Below are 15760 nucleotides of genomic sequence, written 5' to 3'. Positions count from 1 at the left end.
CCGTCCTCACAGGCGCCCGACCGAGACGGCCGGGCTGGTTCCAGCTGGGGGGGGTTCGGGACGTCGTCGGCCCTATGGACATGACAGAACCCACCGGGCGGTCGCCCGGCGGATTCGCCTATGAATGACGGATGCTCAGCGACCGGGGTCTGGTCGCGCGGCATCTGCCTGCTCGGACTCCTCCGAGTCGTCGGAGTCCTCGGTCGTCGAGGGGTCCTCGTCGTCGGTCGACTCCTCGACCGGCTCCTCGGACCCCGTGGTGGACGCCTCGTCCGGAGCGTCGAGGGACACCGTCTCCTCGCGCCCGGGGTGGCGACGCCCGACAACGATAAACGCAATCAGCGCACCGACACCGACCAGGATCGAGGTCCAGACGTTCAGCCGGAGGCCGAGGACGAGCTCGGCCTCGTCGATGCGCAGCATCTCGATCCACACACGACCGAGCGTGTAGACGAAGACGTAGAGCCAGAATACCCGACCATGACCCAGCCGGAACCGACGGTCCAGGTAGATCAGGAGCAGGGCAGCGCCGATGTTCCAGACCATCTCGTAGAGGAACGTCGGGTGGAACAGGGTGCCCGGCGGGTACCCGGCCGCGGCGGCCACGGAGTCGTCGACGCGCAGCCCCCAGGGGAGGGTCGTCGGGGCGCCGAACAGCTCCTGGTTGAACCAGTTGCCGAGCCGGCCGACGGCCTGCGCGAGCAGCAGGCCGGGCGCCAGGGCGTCCGCGAACGCGGGGAAACTCACGCGCTGGCGGCGGCACCCGATGTACGCGCCGACCGCGCCGAGCGCGACGGCGCCCCAGATGCCCAGGCCGCCCTCCCACACGTAGAGCGCGCGGACGGGGTCGCCGTTCGGGCCCCAGTACGGGTCCGGCGTCGAGAAGACGTGGTAGAGCCGGCCGCCCACGATGCCGAAGGGGACCGCCCAGAAGGCGATCTCCAGGACGTCGTCCGCCTCTCCCCCGCGCTCCACCCAGCGGCGCCGGGTGAGCCACAGGGCCACCGCGATGCCCGCGAGGATCGCGAGGGCGTACGCCCGGATCGGGAACGGCCCGACATACCACGTGTGCTGCGGGGGGCTCGGGAGCGCGGCGGGCAGGGCGCCCGCGGCCTCCACGAGCTGCCCGACGGCGAGCGCGGCGCTCATGCGACCACCTCTCCTGTCGTCGTCGTGCCGGCCGGGACGCCGTCGCCGGCCCCGTCCCGGCCCGCGCGGACGCCCGCGACGAGGTCCGCCGCGACGGCCTTCAGGGCGGCGAGCCGCTCGTCCCACGGCGCGTCGCCCAGGAGCGGGCGGACGAACGCGGAGCCGACGATGACGCCGTCGGCGTAGCGGCCGACCTCGGCGGCCTGCTCGCCGGTGGACACGCCGAGGCCGACGCACACCAGGTCGGCGCCGGCGGCGCGCGTGTCGGCGACGAGCCGCGCGGCCTGCGGCCCGACGGCCGCCCGCACGCCCGTGACGCCCATCGTCGAGGCGGCGTAGACGAACCCGCGCGACGCGCGCGCCGTGAGCCGCAGCCGCTCGGCCGTCGAGCTCGGCGCGACGAGAAAGACGCGGTCCAGCCCGTGCGCCTCCGACGCGTCCAGCCACGCGCGACCCTCGTCGGGGATGAGGTCGGGCGTGATGAGACCGGCTCCCCCGGCGGCGGCGAGGTCGCGCGCGAACGCGTCGACGCCGTACCGCAGGACCGGGTTCCAGTACGTCATGACGAGCACCGGGACCCGGCCGCCGGTGCGTTCGGTGACGGCAGCGACGACGCGGAACACGTCGGCGACGCGCACGCCCGCGTCGAGCGCGGTCTGCGCGGCGGCCTGGATCACCGGACCGTCCATCACGGGGTCGGTGTACGGGATGCCGAGCTCCAGCACGTCCACGCCCGAGTCGACGAGCGCGAGCGCCGCCTCGATCGAGCGGTCCACGGTCGGGAAGCCGACGGGCAGGTAGGCCACGAGCGCGGCCCGACCCTCCGCGCGGAGCTCGAGCAGGCGGCGCGCGGTGCCCGACGCGCCTGCGGTCGTCCCGGGGGCGTCCTTGGTCCGTGCCGCGCTCACAGCTGTCCCTCCGTGCCCGTCGCCGTCTCGGCGATCGCGTCGTCGTCCACGAGGTCGAACCACCGGGCGGCGGTCGCGACGTCCTTGTCCCCGCGCCCCGAGAGGTTCACCAGGATCACGTGGTCGGTGCGGCCCGCGGCGGCCGCCGCGCGGCCGACCCGCAGCGCGCCGGCGAGCGCGTGCGCCGACTCGATCGCGGGGATGATGCCCTCCGTGCGGCACAGCAGCCGGAAGGCCTCCATGGCCTCGGAGTCGGTCACGGGCTCGTAGGTGGCCCGACCGAGGTCGTGGAGCCACGAGTGCGCCGGGCCGACGCTCGGGTAGTCGAGCCCCGCCGAGACCGAGTGGCTGGGCAAGGTCTGGCCGTCGTCGTCCTGCAGCAGGTACGAGCGAGCACCGTGCAGGACGCCGGGAGCGCCTCCGCTGAAGCGGGCCGCGTGGCGGCCGGTCTCCACGCCCTCGCCGCCGGCCTCGAAGCCGTAGAGCTCGACGCCCTCGTCGTCGAGGAACGCGTTGAACAGGCCGAGCGCGTTGGACCCTCCGCCGACGCACGCCGCGAGCGCGTCCGGCAGCCGCCCGATGCGGTCGAGGATCTGCGTGCGCGCCTCCTCGCCGATGACGCGGTGGAACTCGCGCACCATCTCGGGGAAGGGGTGCGGGCCGGTCACGGTGCCGAGGAGGTAGTGCGTCGTGTCGACGTTCGCGACCCAGTCGCGGAGCGCCTCGTTGATCGCGTCCTTGAGCGTGCGCTGCCCGATCGTCACGGGCACGACCTCGGCGCCGAGCAGGCGCATGCGAGCCACGTTGAGCGCCTGGCGCCGAGTGTCCTCCTCGCCCATGTACACGACGCACTCGAGGTCGAGCAGGGCCGCGGCCGTCGCCGTCGCGACGCCGTGCTGGCCCGCCCCGGTCTCGGCGATCACGCGCGTCTTGCCCATCCGCTTGACGAGCAGCGCCTGGCCGAGGACGTTGTTGATCTTGTGCGAGCCGGTGTGGTTGAGGTCCTCGCGCTTGAGGAAGACGCGCGAGCCGCCCGCGTGCTGCGCGAAGCGCGGCACCTCCGTGAGCGGGCTGGGACGCCCGGTGTACTCGCGCTGGAGGCGCGCGAGCTCGTTCACGAACGCCGGGTCGTCGAGCGCCTTGCGGTACTCGGTCTCCAGCTCGTCCAGGGCGGCGACGAGCGCCTCGGGGACGAACCGTCCGCCGAACTCGCCGAAGTAGGGACCCTCCTGGGTCGCGAGGGAGCGCGTCAGGTCGGCGCGCACGGAGTGCTCGGCACTCCGGGAGGTGGTCGAAGGTGTCGAGTCGGGCACGGGGCCGGTCCTCCTGCGTGGTGGGGTGTGCTGGGCCGGGGCGCGGCGCCTGCGGCGTGACGGACGGAGCCGTCGTGCCTCAGGGCCGCACGGACCACAGCGACGGGTGCGACCCGGCCGCGACGAGGTCCGCGACGGACGAGCGCGGGGCGTCGTCGGTCACGAGTGCCTCGCCGACGAGCACCGCGTGCGCACCGGAACGGGCATAGTCCATGACGTCGTGCGGCCCGCGCACGCCGGACTCGGCGACGCGGACGACCTCGTCCGGGATGGCGGGCGCGAGGCGCGCGAACGTGGTGCGGTCCACGTCGAGCGTCTTGAGGTTGCGCGAGTTGACGCCCACGACGCGGGCGCCCGCGTCGAGCGCGCGCGAGACCTCGTCCAGCGTGTGCACCTCGACGAGCGCCGTCATCCCGAGCGAGTGGACGCGCTCGACGAGCGACGTGAGGACCGTCTGCTCGAGCGCGGCGACGATGAGGAGGACGATGTCGGCACCGTGCGCGCGCGCCTCCCACACCTGGTACGGCGTCACGACGAAGTCCTTGCGGAGCACGGGGACGTCGACCCGGGCGCGCACGGCGTCGAGGTCGGCGAGGCTGCCGTTGAACCGCCGCTGCTCGGTGAGCACGGAGATCGCGGCCGCGCCGCCCTTCTCGTACTCCCCGGCGAGCTCGGCCGGGTCGGAGATCGCCGCGAGCGCACCCTTGCTGGGGCTCGAGCGCTTCACCTCGGCGATGACCGCGACCGCGTCGTCCGCCTTGAGGCGGCTCACGCACTCGAGCGCGCCGGGGAGGCGGGACGCACGTTCCTTCAGCTCGTCGAGCGAGGTCGCCGCCTGACGCACCGCGAGATCCTCGCGCACGCCCGCGACGATGTCGTCCAGAACCGTCATCGTCCCACCACTCCCCGTGTCGTCCCGCCCCCCGGCCGGGCCGGTCGGCCATCGTGCACCCACAGGTTCGGGCCGACCCGTTGACAGGGAGGTACCTGCCATCGTAGAGCCGCCCCCGAGTGACGATGACCACGGCCCAGCCCCCGAGACGGCCGTCGCGGCGCTGCCCGACCGTCTCACCCCGCTGCCGGGCCGAGCCACGGGACGAGCGCGGGCACGTTCCGCAGGACGCCGAAGAGCACGAGGACGCCGAGGGAAGCCCACGCGAGCCAGACGGGGAGGCGCAGCGCCGGGCGCCCCCGCCAGGCCCGGACGAGCCACGTGGCCCACAGCGCGACGAGCAGGGGCGCGACGACGACCCACAGGGGGTTCATGGACCAGGCCGCGGCGAGGTCGAGGTGCACGAGGTCGTGGGTGGCGCGCAGGCCGCCGCACCCCGGGCACGCGAGGCCGGTCAGGGCGAGCAGGGGGCACGTGACGTAGCGCCCTGGGCGGTTCGGGTCGACGGCACCGACGTAGACCACCGCCGCCGCGACGAGCGCGCCGACCGCGAGGGGTGCCTGCGCCGCGCGCGGGACCCGTCGACGTCGCACGGCCTCGGACGTCACGTGCGCACCCGTCAGTACTGGTCCGGGATCGTCCCGACCCAGGCGAGGATGCCCGGGACGAAGATCAGCAGGGAGAGCAGGCCGATCACCGACAGAGCGATCGCGACCCAGCCGAGGATGATCCCTGCCGTCGCCATGCCGTCGTTGTCCGCCTGCCCCTCCGCGACCGCTCGCTTCGCGGCGTTGCCGACGATCACCGCCGGGATGCCCGTGAAGAACCCACAGCTCAGCACGAACGAGGCGATCCCGAGCACGAGCGACCAGATGGCCAGGTTGTTCTTCGGGTAGTACGGGGGCGCCCCGTAGGCGCCCGCCGGGTACTGCTGACCGGGGTACTGCTGACCCGGGTACTGCCCGGCGACGTACTGCGGCTGCGCCGCGTAGGGCGCTCCCGCAGGGTCGCCCGTCGGGGGCTGCGGGCCGCCGGGCGCCGACGAGCCGTACGGCGCCTGCGACCCGTCCTGCGGGCCTGCGGGGTCGTACGGGCCGGGACCCGGCGGCTGCGTCACCTCGTGGCCTGCTTCTGGCCGTAGCCCGCGTTCCGCAGGACGAGCCCGCCGATCAGCGCGACGCCCACGACGCCCATCCCGACCCAGAACAGCCAGACGGCGGCGACGACCACGCCGATCGCGGCCACGAGGGCCCCGACCATGATGCCGATCATCGTGAACCAGGCGGCGACGGTGTGGCCGTGGTTCGTGGGCGGAGCCGCGGGCGGCAGGTAGGCGATCTCGGTCGTCTGCTGGTTCTCGGCCATGAGGGTCGTGCCTTTCGTCAAGATGTGGTCAGAGCCTATCGGACCGGGCCGGTGCCCGTCCCCCGCACGGTCCCCGGACGCGGCGACGCGAGCGGGCGTCCGCGCTGCTCAGCGGTCCGTGGGGTCCTCGCCGCGGGACAGCGCGTCCCACGCGTCGTGGTCGGAGAGGTCGTCGGGTGCGGGGCTTTCCGCGGTCCTCGCCGTGGCGTCCGGGCGGTCCTCGGGACCCGTCGCGGACGGCGCCGGGGGGCCCGGGGGCACCGGGCCCCCCGCGCGCTCGTGCCGGGTCGAGGCGCCCGCCCACGACCGCGAGCCGAGCGCGACCCACACCACCGCGAGCACGGTGAGGACGCCGAGTGCCGCGGCGAGCCAGGGCGCGGCGGTCAGCTCGACGGGCGCGGTGAGCTCCGTGACGCTGGTCGCGTCCGCGACGGCCGACCGGGCGCTGGGCTCCGGGTCGAGCGCGACGCCGAGCGCGGAGACGGCCGCGACGACCCCGCTCGCCGCGGCGACGGCGAGCACGACCCACCGGCCGACGCGGCCGACGAGCCCCAGCGCGAGCGCGGCGGCGACGAGCACGAGCGCCGACGCGCTCACCCCCGGCGCCGCCGACGTCCCGGCGACGGCGACCGCGACCTCCGGGTCGAGCGCCGTCGCGCCGGTCGTGCTCAGCCACGTGGGCACGGCCGTCGCGAGGGTCGCGCCGCCGAGCAGGAGCAGGACCCAGATCGCGGTGCGCCGGCTCGGCCCGGCCGGGCGGCTCACGCGAGCCCCCGCAGCCGCGCCGCGACCTGGACGGCCCGGACCGCGGCGGCGGCCTTGTTGCGCGACTCCGCGTACTCGAGCGCGGGCACCGAGTCCGCGACGATGCCGCCGCCCGCCTGGACGCTCGCGCGACCGTCGCGGATCAGCGCGGTCCGGATCGCGATGGCCATGTCCATGTTCCCGTCGAAGTCGAAGTACCCCGCGGTCCCACCGTAGATCCCGCGCGACGCCGGCTCGAGCTCGTCGATGAGGGCGATCGCGCGCGGCTTGGGCGCGCCGGAGAGCGTCCCGGCCGGGAACGTCGCCCGGAAGGCGTCCAGCGCGGTCGCGCCGTCGCGCAGCGTCCCGACGACCGTCGAGCACAGGTGCATGATGTGGCTGAACCGCTTGGTCGCCATGAACTCCACGACCTCGACGGACGTCGGCTCGCACACCTTGACGAGGTCGTTGCGCGACAGGTCCACGAGCATGATGTGCTCGGCGAGCTCCTTCGGGTCCTGCAGGAGCTCCTCGCCCAGCGCGACGTCCTCCTCGGGCGTCGCGCCGCGCGGCCGGGAGCCGGCGATCGGGAACGTCGTGACGCGCCCGTCCTCGACCTTCACGAGCGTCTCGGGGCTGGACCCGACGACCGCGAAGTCCCGCCCGTCCGCGTCCGTGAGCTGGAAGTAGTACATGTACGGGCTCGGGTTGATCGTCCGCAGCGCGCGGTAGACGTCGAGCGGGTCCGCCGGGCAGTCGAGGTCCAGGCGCTGGGACAGCACCACCTGGAACACCTCGCCCTCGCGGATCGCGTCCTTGCCCGCGACGACGGACGCCTCGAACTCCTCGCGCGTCGAGCGGAACTCGAGCGCGGGCTCGGCGGCGTCCGGGGCGAGGACCGACGCGACGTGCGCGCCTCCGGCCACGAGCCGGGCCTGCATCGCGTCCAGCCGCGCGACGGCGTCCGCGTAGGCCTCGTCGACGCGCTCGTCCGTGTCGTCGAAGTTGATCGCGTTGGCGACGAGCCACACGCTGCCCTCCGCGTGGTCGACGACCGCGAGGTCCGTCGCGAGGCACAGCGTGAGCTCGGGCACGCCGAGCTCGTCCGGCGCGTCCGCGGGCAGGGTCGGCTCCCAGTGCCGGATCACGTCCCAGCCGATCGCGCCCGCGAGGCCGCCCGTGAGCGGCGGCAGGCCCTCGACGGCGGGCGTCCGCAGCACGTCGAGCGTCGCCTCCAGCACCGCCACGACGTCGCCCTCGAGCGGGACACCGGTCGGCACGTCACCGGACCAGACGGCCCGGCCCTCGCGCGCCGTGAGCGTCGCGCGGGACGCGACGCCGACGAACGAGTACCGGGCCCACCGCCCGTCCGACTCGGCGGACTCCAGGACGAACGTCCCCGGTCGGCCCTGCGCCAGCGTGCGGTACAGCCCGACGGGCGTGACGTCGTCGGCGAGGAGGCGCCGGACGACCGGGACCACCCGTCGCGACGTGGCCAGCGCGCGGAAGCCGTCGAGCACGGGCCACGTCGCGCCCCACGCGGGACCGCCCGCGGGGACGGTGGTGGTCTCGGCCGGGTCGACGGTCGCGCTCACTGGTTCTCCTCCTCAGGATCGGGGTCGGGCGTGGTCGAGGGGGCGACGGTGCCGGGCGGCAGGTCGCCGACGACGGCGCCGAGGTCTCCCCCGGCCTCGAAGCACGTGCGCGTGCCGGTGTGGCACGCGGCCCCGACCTGGTGGACGCGCACGAGCAGCGCGTCCCCGTCGCAGTCGAGGGCGACCGAGCGCACGACCTGCACGTGGCCCGACGTGTCGCCCTTGCGCCAGTACTCCTGGCGGGACCGGCTCCAGAACGTCACCCGCCCGGTCGTGAGCGTCCGGTGCAGCGCCTCGTCGTCCATCCAGCCGAGCATGAGCACGTCGCCCGTGTCGTGCTGCTGGACGATCGCGGCGACGAGGTCCGCGTCGTCGCGCTTGAGCCTCGCGGCGATCTCGGGGTCGAGCGCCGTGCGGGTCGGCGTGTCGGTCGTGGGTCCGGTCGTGGAGTCGGGCACCCGAGAATCCTGCCAGACGCCGGGCCGCCGCCGGTCCCCCGTCTCGCCCGGCCGGCGTGACGTGGGTCGCCCGGCGGCGGCGCGGGTCAGCGGGTCTGGGAGACCCAGGCGTCGTGCATGCGGGCGTACACGCCGCCCGCTCGGGCGAGGTCGTCGTGGTGGCCGACCTCGACGACGTGGCCCGCGTCCACCACGACCACGAGGTCCGCCGCCTCGGCGGTGGAGAGGCGGTGCGCGATGGTCAGCGTCGAGCGGCCGGCGGTGAGCGAGGCGAGGGCGCGGGCGATGCGGACCTCGGTCGCGGGGTCGACGGCGGACGTCGCCTCGTCGAGGACGAGCAGGTCGGCCTCGGCGAGGTAGGCGCGCACCAGGGCGACGAGCTGCCGCTCCCCGGCGGAGAGCGACTCGCCCCGCTGGCCGACCGGGGAGTCGAGCCCGTCGGGCAGGTCCGCGACCCAGTCGGTGAGCCCGAGCCGTTCGACGGCCGCCTCGATCCGGGCGCGGCGTGCGACGTCGGGCTCGTGCTCGGCGTCGCCGCGCAACCCGTAGGCGACGTTGTCGGCGAGCGTGCCGTCGAAGAGGAAGCCCTCCTGCGGCACGAGCACGACGCGCTCGCGCAGGGACTCGACGGCGAGGTCGCGCAGGTCGGTGCCGTCGAGCAGCACGCGCCCCGCGGTCGGGTCCATGAGCCGGGTGACGAGCTTGGCGATCGTCGTCTTGCCGGACCCGGTGGCCCCGACGACGGCGACCGAGGCCCGGGCCGGGAGATCGAGGTCGACGCCGTGCAGCACCTCGGGCCCGTCCGGGTAGGCGAACCGGACGCCCTCGAGCCGCACGTGGGCGGGCCCGCGCGGGCTGCGCTCGCCGTCGGCGCCCCGGTCGACGACCTCGACCGGCGTCTCCAGCACCGCGAGCACGCGGCGCCACCCGGCGACCGCGTTCTGGAGCTCGTTGAGGATCTCGGTCGCCATCTGCACCGGGCCCGTGAAGAGCTGGACGAGGAAGAGGAACGCGAGGAGCTGCCCGACCGAGACGTCGCCGGCCACGCCGAGGTACGAGCCGACCACGACGACCACGGCCAGCACGAGGTTCGCGACGAGCACGCCGCTCGAGAAGACGACGGCGACGAGCTTCTGCGCCCGGACCATCGCTCGCCGGGTCGCGTCCACGGCGGCGTCGATGCGGCGCGCGGTGCGCGCGCCCGCACCGTACGCGCGGATCGTCTCGGCGCCGACGATCGACTCGGAGATCGCCCCGAGCATGCCGCCGACACGCGCACGCACCTGCGTGTACGCGTCGTTGACGCGGGCCTGCGCGGGGCGCAGGACCAGGAACAGCGGGACGAAGCACGCCCAGACGACGAGCGTGAGCTGCCACGAGTACACGGCCATGAGGACCGTCGCGACGCCGATCTGCAGCACCGAGACGAGCAGCATGATGCCGCCCCACTGCACGAACAGCGAGATGGTGTCGACGTCGCTCGTCACGCGCGAGACGAGCGAGCCGCGCCGTTCCGTGTTCTGCGTGAGGACGGACAGGTCGTGCACGTGCCGGAACGCGCGCACGCGCAGGCCGGCGAGCCCCGCCTCCGTCGACCGGAACAGCCGGACGTTGACGAAGGCCGAGCAGAGGCCCGCGAGGACGATGACGACCGCGGCGACGCCGACGAGCACGGCCACGCGCGTCGTGTCCGGACCGCCGTCGGCGAGCACGCCGGTGTCGACCGTCTGCTGGACGGTCACGGGGACCACGACGCGACCCAGCGCGGCCGCGACCGCGAGGCCGAGCGTGACCCAGATGCCGTCGAGGATCTGCGGCGAGACCTGGACGCCGCGGCGCAGCGTGGCGAGGACGCCGAGCGAGCTCGCCGAGGCGATGCGGGCGTCGCCCGGGCGGCCCGGCGCGCCGTCGGGCGCGGAGGCCGCGGCCGCGGTGTCGGAGCGCTCCGTGGTGGTCGACCGGCTCATTCCTCCAGCGCCCCCGTCTCGACGTGCTGCACGACGTCGTCCTCCTCGATCTCCTCCCGACGCGCGAGGTCGCCCCCGCGCGTCTCCTCGCCGTCCTCGGCCGCCGTCCGCGCGGTGTCGTCGGTGGCGTCCGCGCGCTCCTGCTCGCGCCGCTCCGCCTCGCGGGCGTAGGCCGTCGCGAGCTCGCGGTAGCCCCGGTCGCGCGCGAGGAGCTCGTCGTGCGTCCCGACGTCGACCACGCGGCCGGACTCGACGTGCACGACGACGTCCGCGAGCGCGACGCTCGACATGCGGTAGGCCACCATGACGACGGTCGGGCGGTCGGCCCCGTCGCGGGCGAGGCCCGCGAGGATCTGCTGCTCGACGCGCGGGTCGACCGCGGACGTCGCGTCGTCGAGGACGAGCAGGCGCGGACGACGCACGAGGGCGCGTGCGATGGCGAGCCGCTGGCGCTGGCCGCCGGACAGGTTCGCCCCGCGCTCCCCCAGCGGCGCGTCGAGGCCCTCCGGCAGTCGCGCGACGACGTCGTCGACGCGCGCCAGGCGCAGCGCCTCCCAGACATGGTCGTCGTCCGGGCTCGAGTCGCCGTCGTCGGCGAGCGTGACGTTCGCCCGCACGGAGTCCTCGAAGACGAAGGCCTGCTGGGCCACGAGGGCGACCTGGGACGTCAGGTCGGCCTCGCGCACGTCCCGCACGTCCGTGGCGTCGAGCAGCACCCGGCCGCGCGTGGGGTCGGAGAGGCGGGCGAGCAGCGACACGAGCGTCGTCTTGCCCGCACCCGTCGGGCCGACGACCGCGACCGTCGTCCCGGGGTCGACCTCGAGGTCGATCCCGTCGAGCAGCGTGATCGCTCGGCCGCCCGCGCGGACGTCCACGCCGACGCCCTCGAGGCGGACGCCCAGCCCGGAGCCCCCGCCGGGGAGCCCGCCGGTCCCGGGTCGCAGCACGCCGCCCGCGTCGACGACGCGGCTGATGCGCTCGTACCCGACGAGGGCGCGCGGGAGCTCACCGAGCACCCACCCGAACGCCCGGACGGGGACGGCCATGATCGTGAGGAGGTAGGCGGCGGTGACGATGTCGCCCGCCGCGACGCCGCCCGAGGTGAGCCGGACGGTCCCGACGGCCAGGACGAGGAGCGTGCCGAGCGACGGCAGCAGCTCGATGACCGGGTCGAAGAACGCCCGGACGACGCCGACGCGCACGTTCGCGGCGCGCAGCTCGTCGGTGCGCTCGGCGAAGCGCCGCTCCTCGCGGTCCGCGGTCCCGAGCGACGTGACGAGCAGCGCCGCCTCGAAGCTCTCGTGCGCGACGTCCGAGACCTCGGCCCGGAGCTGCTGCGCGCGCGTGATCGCGGGCGACATGTAGCGCTGGAAGACGATGTTCACGGCGATCGCGAGCGGGATGACGATCAGTGCCGCGCACGCGAGCCACACGTCCACGCGGAACAGCATCACGGCCGCGACGCCGATCATGACGACGACACCGAGCGCGAACGGGAGCGGGTTGAACACGCCCGTCGCCGCCTCGACGTCGGAGTTCGCGTTGGACAGGAGCTGCCCGGCGGGGTGCGAGCGGTGCCACGACATGGGCAGGCGCAGGTACTGGCGCGTCACCGCGGTGCGGTGCCGCGCCTGGAGCGCGGCGTACCCGTTGCCCGCGAAGATGCGGCGCGCGGCCACGCTCGCCGCGAGGGAGACCGCGATGCCGGCGAGGACGAGGCCCGCGACCCAGATGCGGCCGCGCGCGGCCTCGTCGCCCGCGATCGCGGGGACGACGACCTCGTCGGTCGCGGTGCCGATCGCGCTGCTCACGGCGACGGTGAGCGCGCCGAAGAGCGCGGACGACCCGATCGCGAGGGCGTAGGTGCGCGGCTCGTCGCGGATGCCGCGGCCCATGAGGGCCAGCGACCGGCGCACCCGGGACCCGGTCAGGGCGTGCGGGCGCCGGACGCTCGGCTCGTCGGGGAGCAGGTCCCGGGGCGGGTCGGGCCGGTCCGTCGGAGCCGGCAGGTCGGTCGGGGCGGGCGGGGCGTCGGCGCCGGTGGGGCGCGTCCTGCTGCCGGGCACGGGACGGTCCTCGTCTTTCGTTCAGGGGTTGCACGATCTTCTCATGCGCCCCTGACACGCCCCGACGGAGCTCTGCCGACGGGCGACGACGGAGCCGGACCTCCGCCCTGCCCGAGGGTGGCTCAGCGCACCTCGACGCCCTGCGCGCGCATCGCGTCCTTGACCTGGGCGACCGTCAGGGCACCGAAGTGGAAGACGCTCGCGGCCAGCACCGCGTCGGCCCCGGCGCGCGCGGCGGCCACGAAGTGCTCGGGCGTCCCCGCCCCGCCGCTCGCGACGAGCGGGACCCGGACCTCGGAGCGCACCGCCACGAGCATCTCGAGGTCGAAGCCCGCGGTCGTCCCGTCGGCGTCCATCGAGTTGAGGAGGATCTCGCCCGCCCCGAGCCCCGCGGCGCGCGCGGCCCACTCCACGGCGTCGATCCCGGTCCCCCGACGCCCGCCGTGGGTCGTGACCTCGTAGCCGGAGTCGGTGCGCACGTCGCCCGTCGTGCGCCGCGCGTCGACGGACAGGACCAGCACCTGGCTGCCGAAGCGGTCCGCGATCTCGGCGATGAGCTCCGGGCGGGCGATCGCGGCCGTGTTCACGCCGACCTTGTCCGCTCCCGCGCGCAGGAGGCGGTCCACGTCCTCCGCCGAGCGCACGCCGCCGCCGACGGTGAGCGGCACGAAGACCTGCTCCGCGGTGCGCCGCACGACGTCGTACGTCGTCTCGCGGTTCCCCGACGACGCCGAGACGTCGAGGAACGTCAGCTCGTCCGCGCCCTCGGCGTCGTACCGCGAGGCGAGCTCCACGGGGTCGCCCGCGTCGCGCAGGTTCTCGAAGTTGACGCCCTTGACGACGCGCCCCGCGTCGACGTCGAGGCACGGGATCACGCGGATCGCGACGGTCATGAGGACTCTCCTTGGTCGGCCGGCGCGTCGCCGGTCGTGTCGGTACCGGCGCCGTCGGTGCCGCCCTCGGCGGCTTCCTCGGCGGTCACCGGGAACTGGGCGTCGAGGATGTCCACGACGTAGACGAGCGTCTCGCCCGCGAGCGGGTTGGCCGTCTCGCCGTAGGCGAGGTCCGGCGGCACGACGAGCAGCACCTGGCTCCCCACGGACTGCTCCAGGAGGCCCTGCTCCCACCCCTCGATCACCTCGCCGATCCCGATCATGATCGACAGGGGCACGGTGTCGTCGGTCCAGGTCGTGTCGAAGACCCCGCCGTCGGACCAGCGCACGCCCGTGTAGCGGACCGTGACGACCTGGCCGACCTCGACCTGGCGGCCGTCGCCGCGGATCAGCGGCTGCACGACGAGCCCGCCCGGCGCGGCCGTGTCGGGCGGGATCGCGACGCTCGGCGCGCCGTCCTCGGCGAGCGTGACGGTCGGCAGGCCTTCGACCGGCGCGACCGCCTCGCCCGACGCCCGGGTCGGGAGCACGTCCACGACCAGCGCGACGGGGACGCCGTCGTCCTCCTCGAGCCGCAGGAGGCGCGCGCCCACCCGCTGGCCGCGCAGGAGGTCGCGCAGGTCCCGCCCGACCGACTCGTCGGTGAGCGTGCGCCAGCGCGGCGCGTCGGTGTAGGTGTTCTGGAGCACCGTCCCGTCGCTGACGTCCTGCGCGTACAGGTTGAGCAGGAGCGGACCGCCGTCGACGAGCTCGGCGCCGGCGCCCGGCCACACCACCTCCGACGACGCCTCCGGCACGTCGAGCGGGGCGCGGTACTGCAGCTCCGGGGGCGCGCCGGAGGACCCGACGACCGTGAGGTCGGTGTTCAGTGGGGTCGGCGTCGCGTCCTCGGGCTCCGTGCAGGCGGCGAGGGCGAGCGACGCGACGAGCCCCACGAGCAGTGCGAGCGCCCCCCGCGCTCCGGGCGCACGACGACGAGCGGACCGGAGGCCCGGCACGGGGCGCCCGGTCGGAGGAACCAGGTTCGTCACATCACGTCCCGCATCACATCGACTCGATGAGGCGCTCCACGCGCTCGTCGACGTTCCGGAACGGGTCCTTGCACAGGACCGTGCGCTGCGCCTGGTCGTTGAGCTTGAGGTGCACCCAGTCGACCGTGTAGTCCCGGCGTGCCTCCTGGGCGGCGCGCACGAAGTCGCCGCGCAGCTTGGCGCGCGTCGTCTGCGGCGGGACCGCCGTCGACTCGAAGACCTCGAGGTCCGTCGTGACGCGCTCGACCATCCCGCGCGCGGCCAGGAGGTTGTACAGCCCCTCGGTCCGCGAGATGTCGTGGTACGCGAGGTCCAGGCGCGCGATCCGCGGGTCGTCGAGCTCGAGCCCGTGCTTGGCCTGGTACCGCTGGATCAGCCGGTACTTGATGACCCAGTCGAGCTCGCGGTCGACCAGCGAGAGGTCGCCCGTCTCCAGGGCGCGCAGCCCTCGCTCCCACAGGTCGAGGACCTGCTTGACGACCGGCGTGGGCGAGACGTCCTGCTCGACGAACTCCTTCACCCGCTGCAGGTACTCGCCCTGCAGGTCGATCGCGGTGACGGTCCGTCCGCTCGCGAGCTGGACCGGCTGCTTGCCGGTCATGTCGTGGCTGATCTCGCGGATCGACCGGATCGGGTTCTCGAGCGCGAGGTCGCGCATGGGCACGCCCGCCTCGACCATGCGCAGGATGAGGTCGGTCGTGCCGACCTTGAGCATCGTCGTCGTCTCCGCCATGGACGAGTCGCCGACGATGACGTGCAGCCGCCGGTAGCTCTCGGCGTCGGCGTGCGGCTCGTCGCGCGTGTTGATGATCGGGCGGGACCGGGTCGTCGCGCTGGAGACCGCCTCCCAGATGTGGTCGGCGCGCTGCGACAGGCAGTACACCGCGCCGCGCGGCGTCGTGAGGACCTTGCCCGCGCCCGTGAGCACCTGGCGGGTGATGAGGAACGGGACGAGCACGTCCGACAGGCGCGAGAAGTCGCCCTGGCGCCGCACGAGGTAGTTCTCGTGGCACCCGTACGAGTTCCCCGCCGAGTCGGTGTTGTTCTTGAACAGGTGGATGCGGCCGGGCAGGCCCTCGTGCTCGAGGCGCTGCTGCGCGTCCGCGACGAGACCCTCCAGGATCCGCTCCCCGCCGCGGTCGTACGCGACGAGCTGGTGCACGTCGTCGCACTCCGCCGTCGCGTACTCGGGGTGCGAGCCGACGTCGAGGTACAGGCGCGACCCGTTGCGCAGGAAGACGTTCGACGACCGGCCCCACGCCACCACCTTGCGGAACAGGTAGCGCGCCACCTCGTCCGCCGACAGCCCGCGGCCGTCGTCGGACGCGCACGTCACGCCGTACTCCGTCTCCAGCCCGAAGATCCTGCGGTCCATGCGG

Annotated in this window: 15 protein-coding genes; all 15 read right to left on the bottom strand. The window is 74.6% G+C overall.

What is annotated here, in order from left to right:
* Positions 1-135 precede the first annotated feature (135 nt).
* Positions 136-1149: a prolipoprotein diacylglyceryl transferase gene (gene lgt, locus ABWU78_RS04240; protein WP_253049707.1), complete on the bottom strand. Its 1014-nt coding sequence runs from the start codon at positions 1147-1149 to the stop codon at positions 136-138.
* A complete protein-coding gene (gene trpA, locus ABWU78_RS04235) occupies positions 1146-2057 on the bottom strand; it encodes a tryptophan synthase subunit alpha (RefSeq protein WP_439157641.1) in 912 nt (303 codons plus the stop codon). The genes lgt and trpA overlap by 4 nt, the downstream gene beginning before the upstream one ends.
* Positions 2054-3322, bottom strand: coding sequence for a tryptophan synthase subunit beta (gene trpB, locus ABWU78_RS04230; protein ID WP_253049709.1), 1269 nt, complete (start codon positions 3320-3322; stop codon positions 2054-2056). The genes trpA and trpB overlap by 4 nt, the downstream gene beginning before the upstream one ends.
* 127 nt (positions 3323-3449) lie before the next feature.
* Positions 3450-4262, bottom strand: a complete 813-nt coding sequence (trpC, locus tag ABWU78_RS04225; RefSeq protein ID WP_353709192.1) for an indole-3-glycerol phosphate synthase TrpC — start codon at positions 4260-4262, stop codon at positions 3450-3452.
* Positions 4263-4438: 176 nt separating this feature from the next.
* Positions 4439-4870: a DUF2752 domain-containing protein gene (locus ABWU78_RS04220; protein WP_439157640.1), complete on the bottom strand. Its 432-nt coding sequence runs from the start codon at positions 4868-4870 to the stop codon at positions 4439-4441.
* Positions 4871-4881: 11 nt separating this feature from the next.
* The gene (locus ABWU78_RS04215) at positions 4882-5379 is read right to left on the bottom strand and encodes a DUF4190 domain-containing protein (protein WP_439157639.1); all 498 of its coding nucleotides are present in this window, start codon (positions 5377-5379) and stop codon (positions 4882-4884) included.
* Complete coding sequence (locus tag ABWU78_RS04210) at positions 5376-5627, bottom strand: HGxxPAAW family protein (protein WP_439157638.1); 252 nt, start codon at positions 5625-5627, stop codon at positions 5376-5378. The genes ABWU78_RS04215 and ABWU78_RS04210 overlap by 4 nt, the downstream gene beginning before the upstream one ends.
* A 108-nt stretch (positions 5628-5735) precedes the next feature.
* Entirely contained in the window at positions 5736-6392 is a 657-nt protein-coding gene (locus ABWU78_RS04205) for a Trp biosynthesis-associated membrane protein (RefSeq protein WP_439157637.1), read from the bottom strand.
* Entirely contained in the window at positions 6389-7966 is a 1578-nt protein-coding gene (locus tag ABWU78_RS04200) for an anthranilate synthase component I (RefSeq protein ID WP_253049720.1), read from the bottom strand. The genes ABWU78_RS04205 and ABWU78_RS04200 overlap by 4 nt, the downstream gene beginning before the upstream one ends.
* Positions 7963-8424 carry a phosphoribosyl-AMP cyclohydrolase gene (gene hisI / locus ABWU78_RS04195; RefSeq protein WP_439157636.1) on the bottom strand — a complete coding sequence of 154 codons (462 nt, stop codon included), beginning with the start codon at positions 8422-8424 and terminating at the stop codon, positions 7963-7965. Before hisI ends, ABWU78_RS04200 begins: the two co-directional genes overlap by 4 nt.
* An 86-nt stretch (positions 8425-8510) precedes the next feature.
* Positions 8511-10391, bottom strand: a complete 1881-nt coding sequence (locus ABWU78_RS04190; RefSeq protein WP_439157635.1) for an ABC transporter ATP-binding protein — start codon at positions 10389-10391, stop codon at positions 8511-8513.
* Complete coding sequence (locus ABWU78_RS04185) at positions 10388-12286, bottom strand: ABC transporter ATP-binding protein (protein WP_439157648.1); 1899 nt, start codon at positions 12284-12286, stop codon at positions 10388-10390. The genes ABWU78_RS04190 and ABWU78_RS04185 overlap by 4 nt, the downstream gene beginning before the upstream one ends.
* Positions 12287-12579: 293 nt before the next feature.
* The gene (gene hisF, locus ABWU78_RS04180) at positions 12580-13350 is read right to left on the bottom strand and encodes an imidazole glycerol phosphate synthase subunit HisF (RefSeq protein WP_439157634.1); all 771 of its coding nucleotides are present in this window, start codon (positions 13348-13350) and stop codon (positions 12580-12582) included.
* Positions 13347-14285 (bottom strand): FKBP-type peptidyl-prolyl cis-trans isomerase, encoded by a 939-nt coding sequence (locus ABWU78_RS04175; RefSeq protein WP_439157633.1) that lies wholly within the window; start codon positions 14283-14285, stop codon positions 13347-13349. Before ABWU78_RS04175 ends, hisF begins: the two co-directional genes overlap by 4 nt.
* A 109-nt stretch (positions 14286-14394) precedes the next feature.
* Complete coding sequence (gene pafA, locus ABWU78_RS04170) at positions 14395-15756, bottom strand: Pup--protein ligase (protein WP_253049730.1); 1362 nt, start codon at positions 15754-15756, stop codon at positions 14395-14397.
* Positions 15757-15760: the final 4 nt, after the last annotated feature.

Source organism: Cellulosimicrobium sp. CpK407 (genome assembly GCF_051844275.1).
GTDB lineage: Bacteria > Actinomycetota > Actinomycetes > Actinomycetales > Cellulomonadaceae > Cellulosimicrobium > Cellulosimicrobium cellulans_G.
This window is presented reverse-complemented; position numbering and strand designations above follow the sequence as displayed.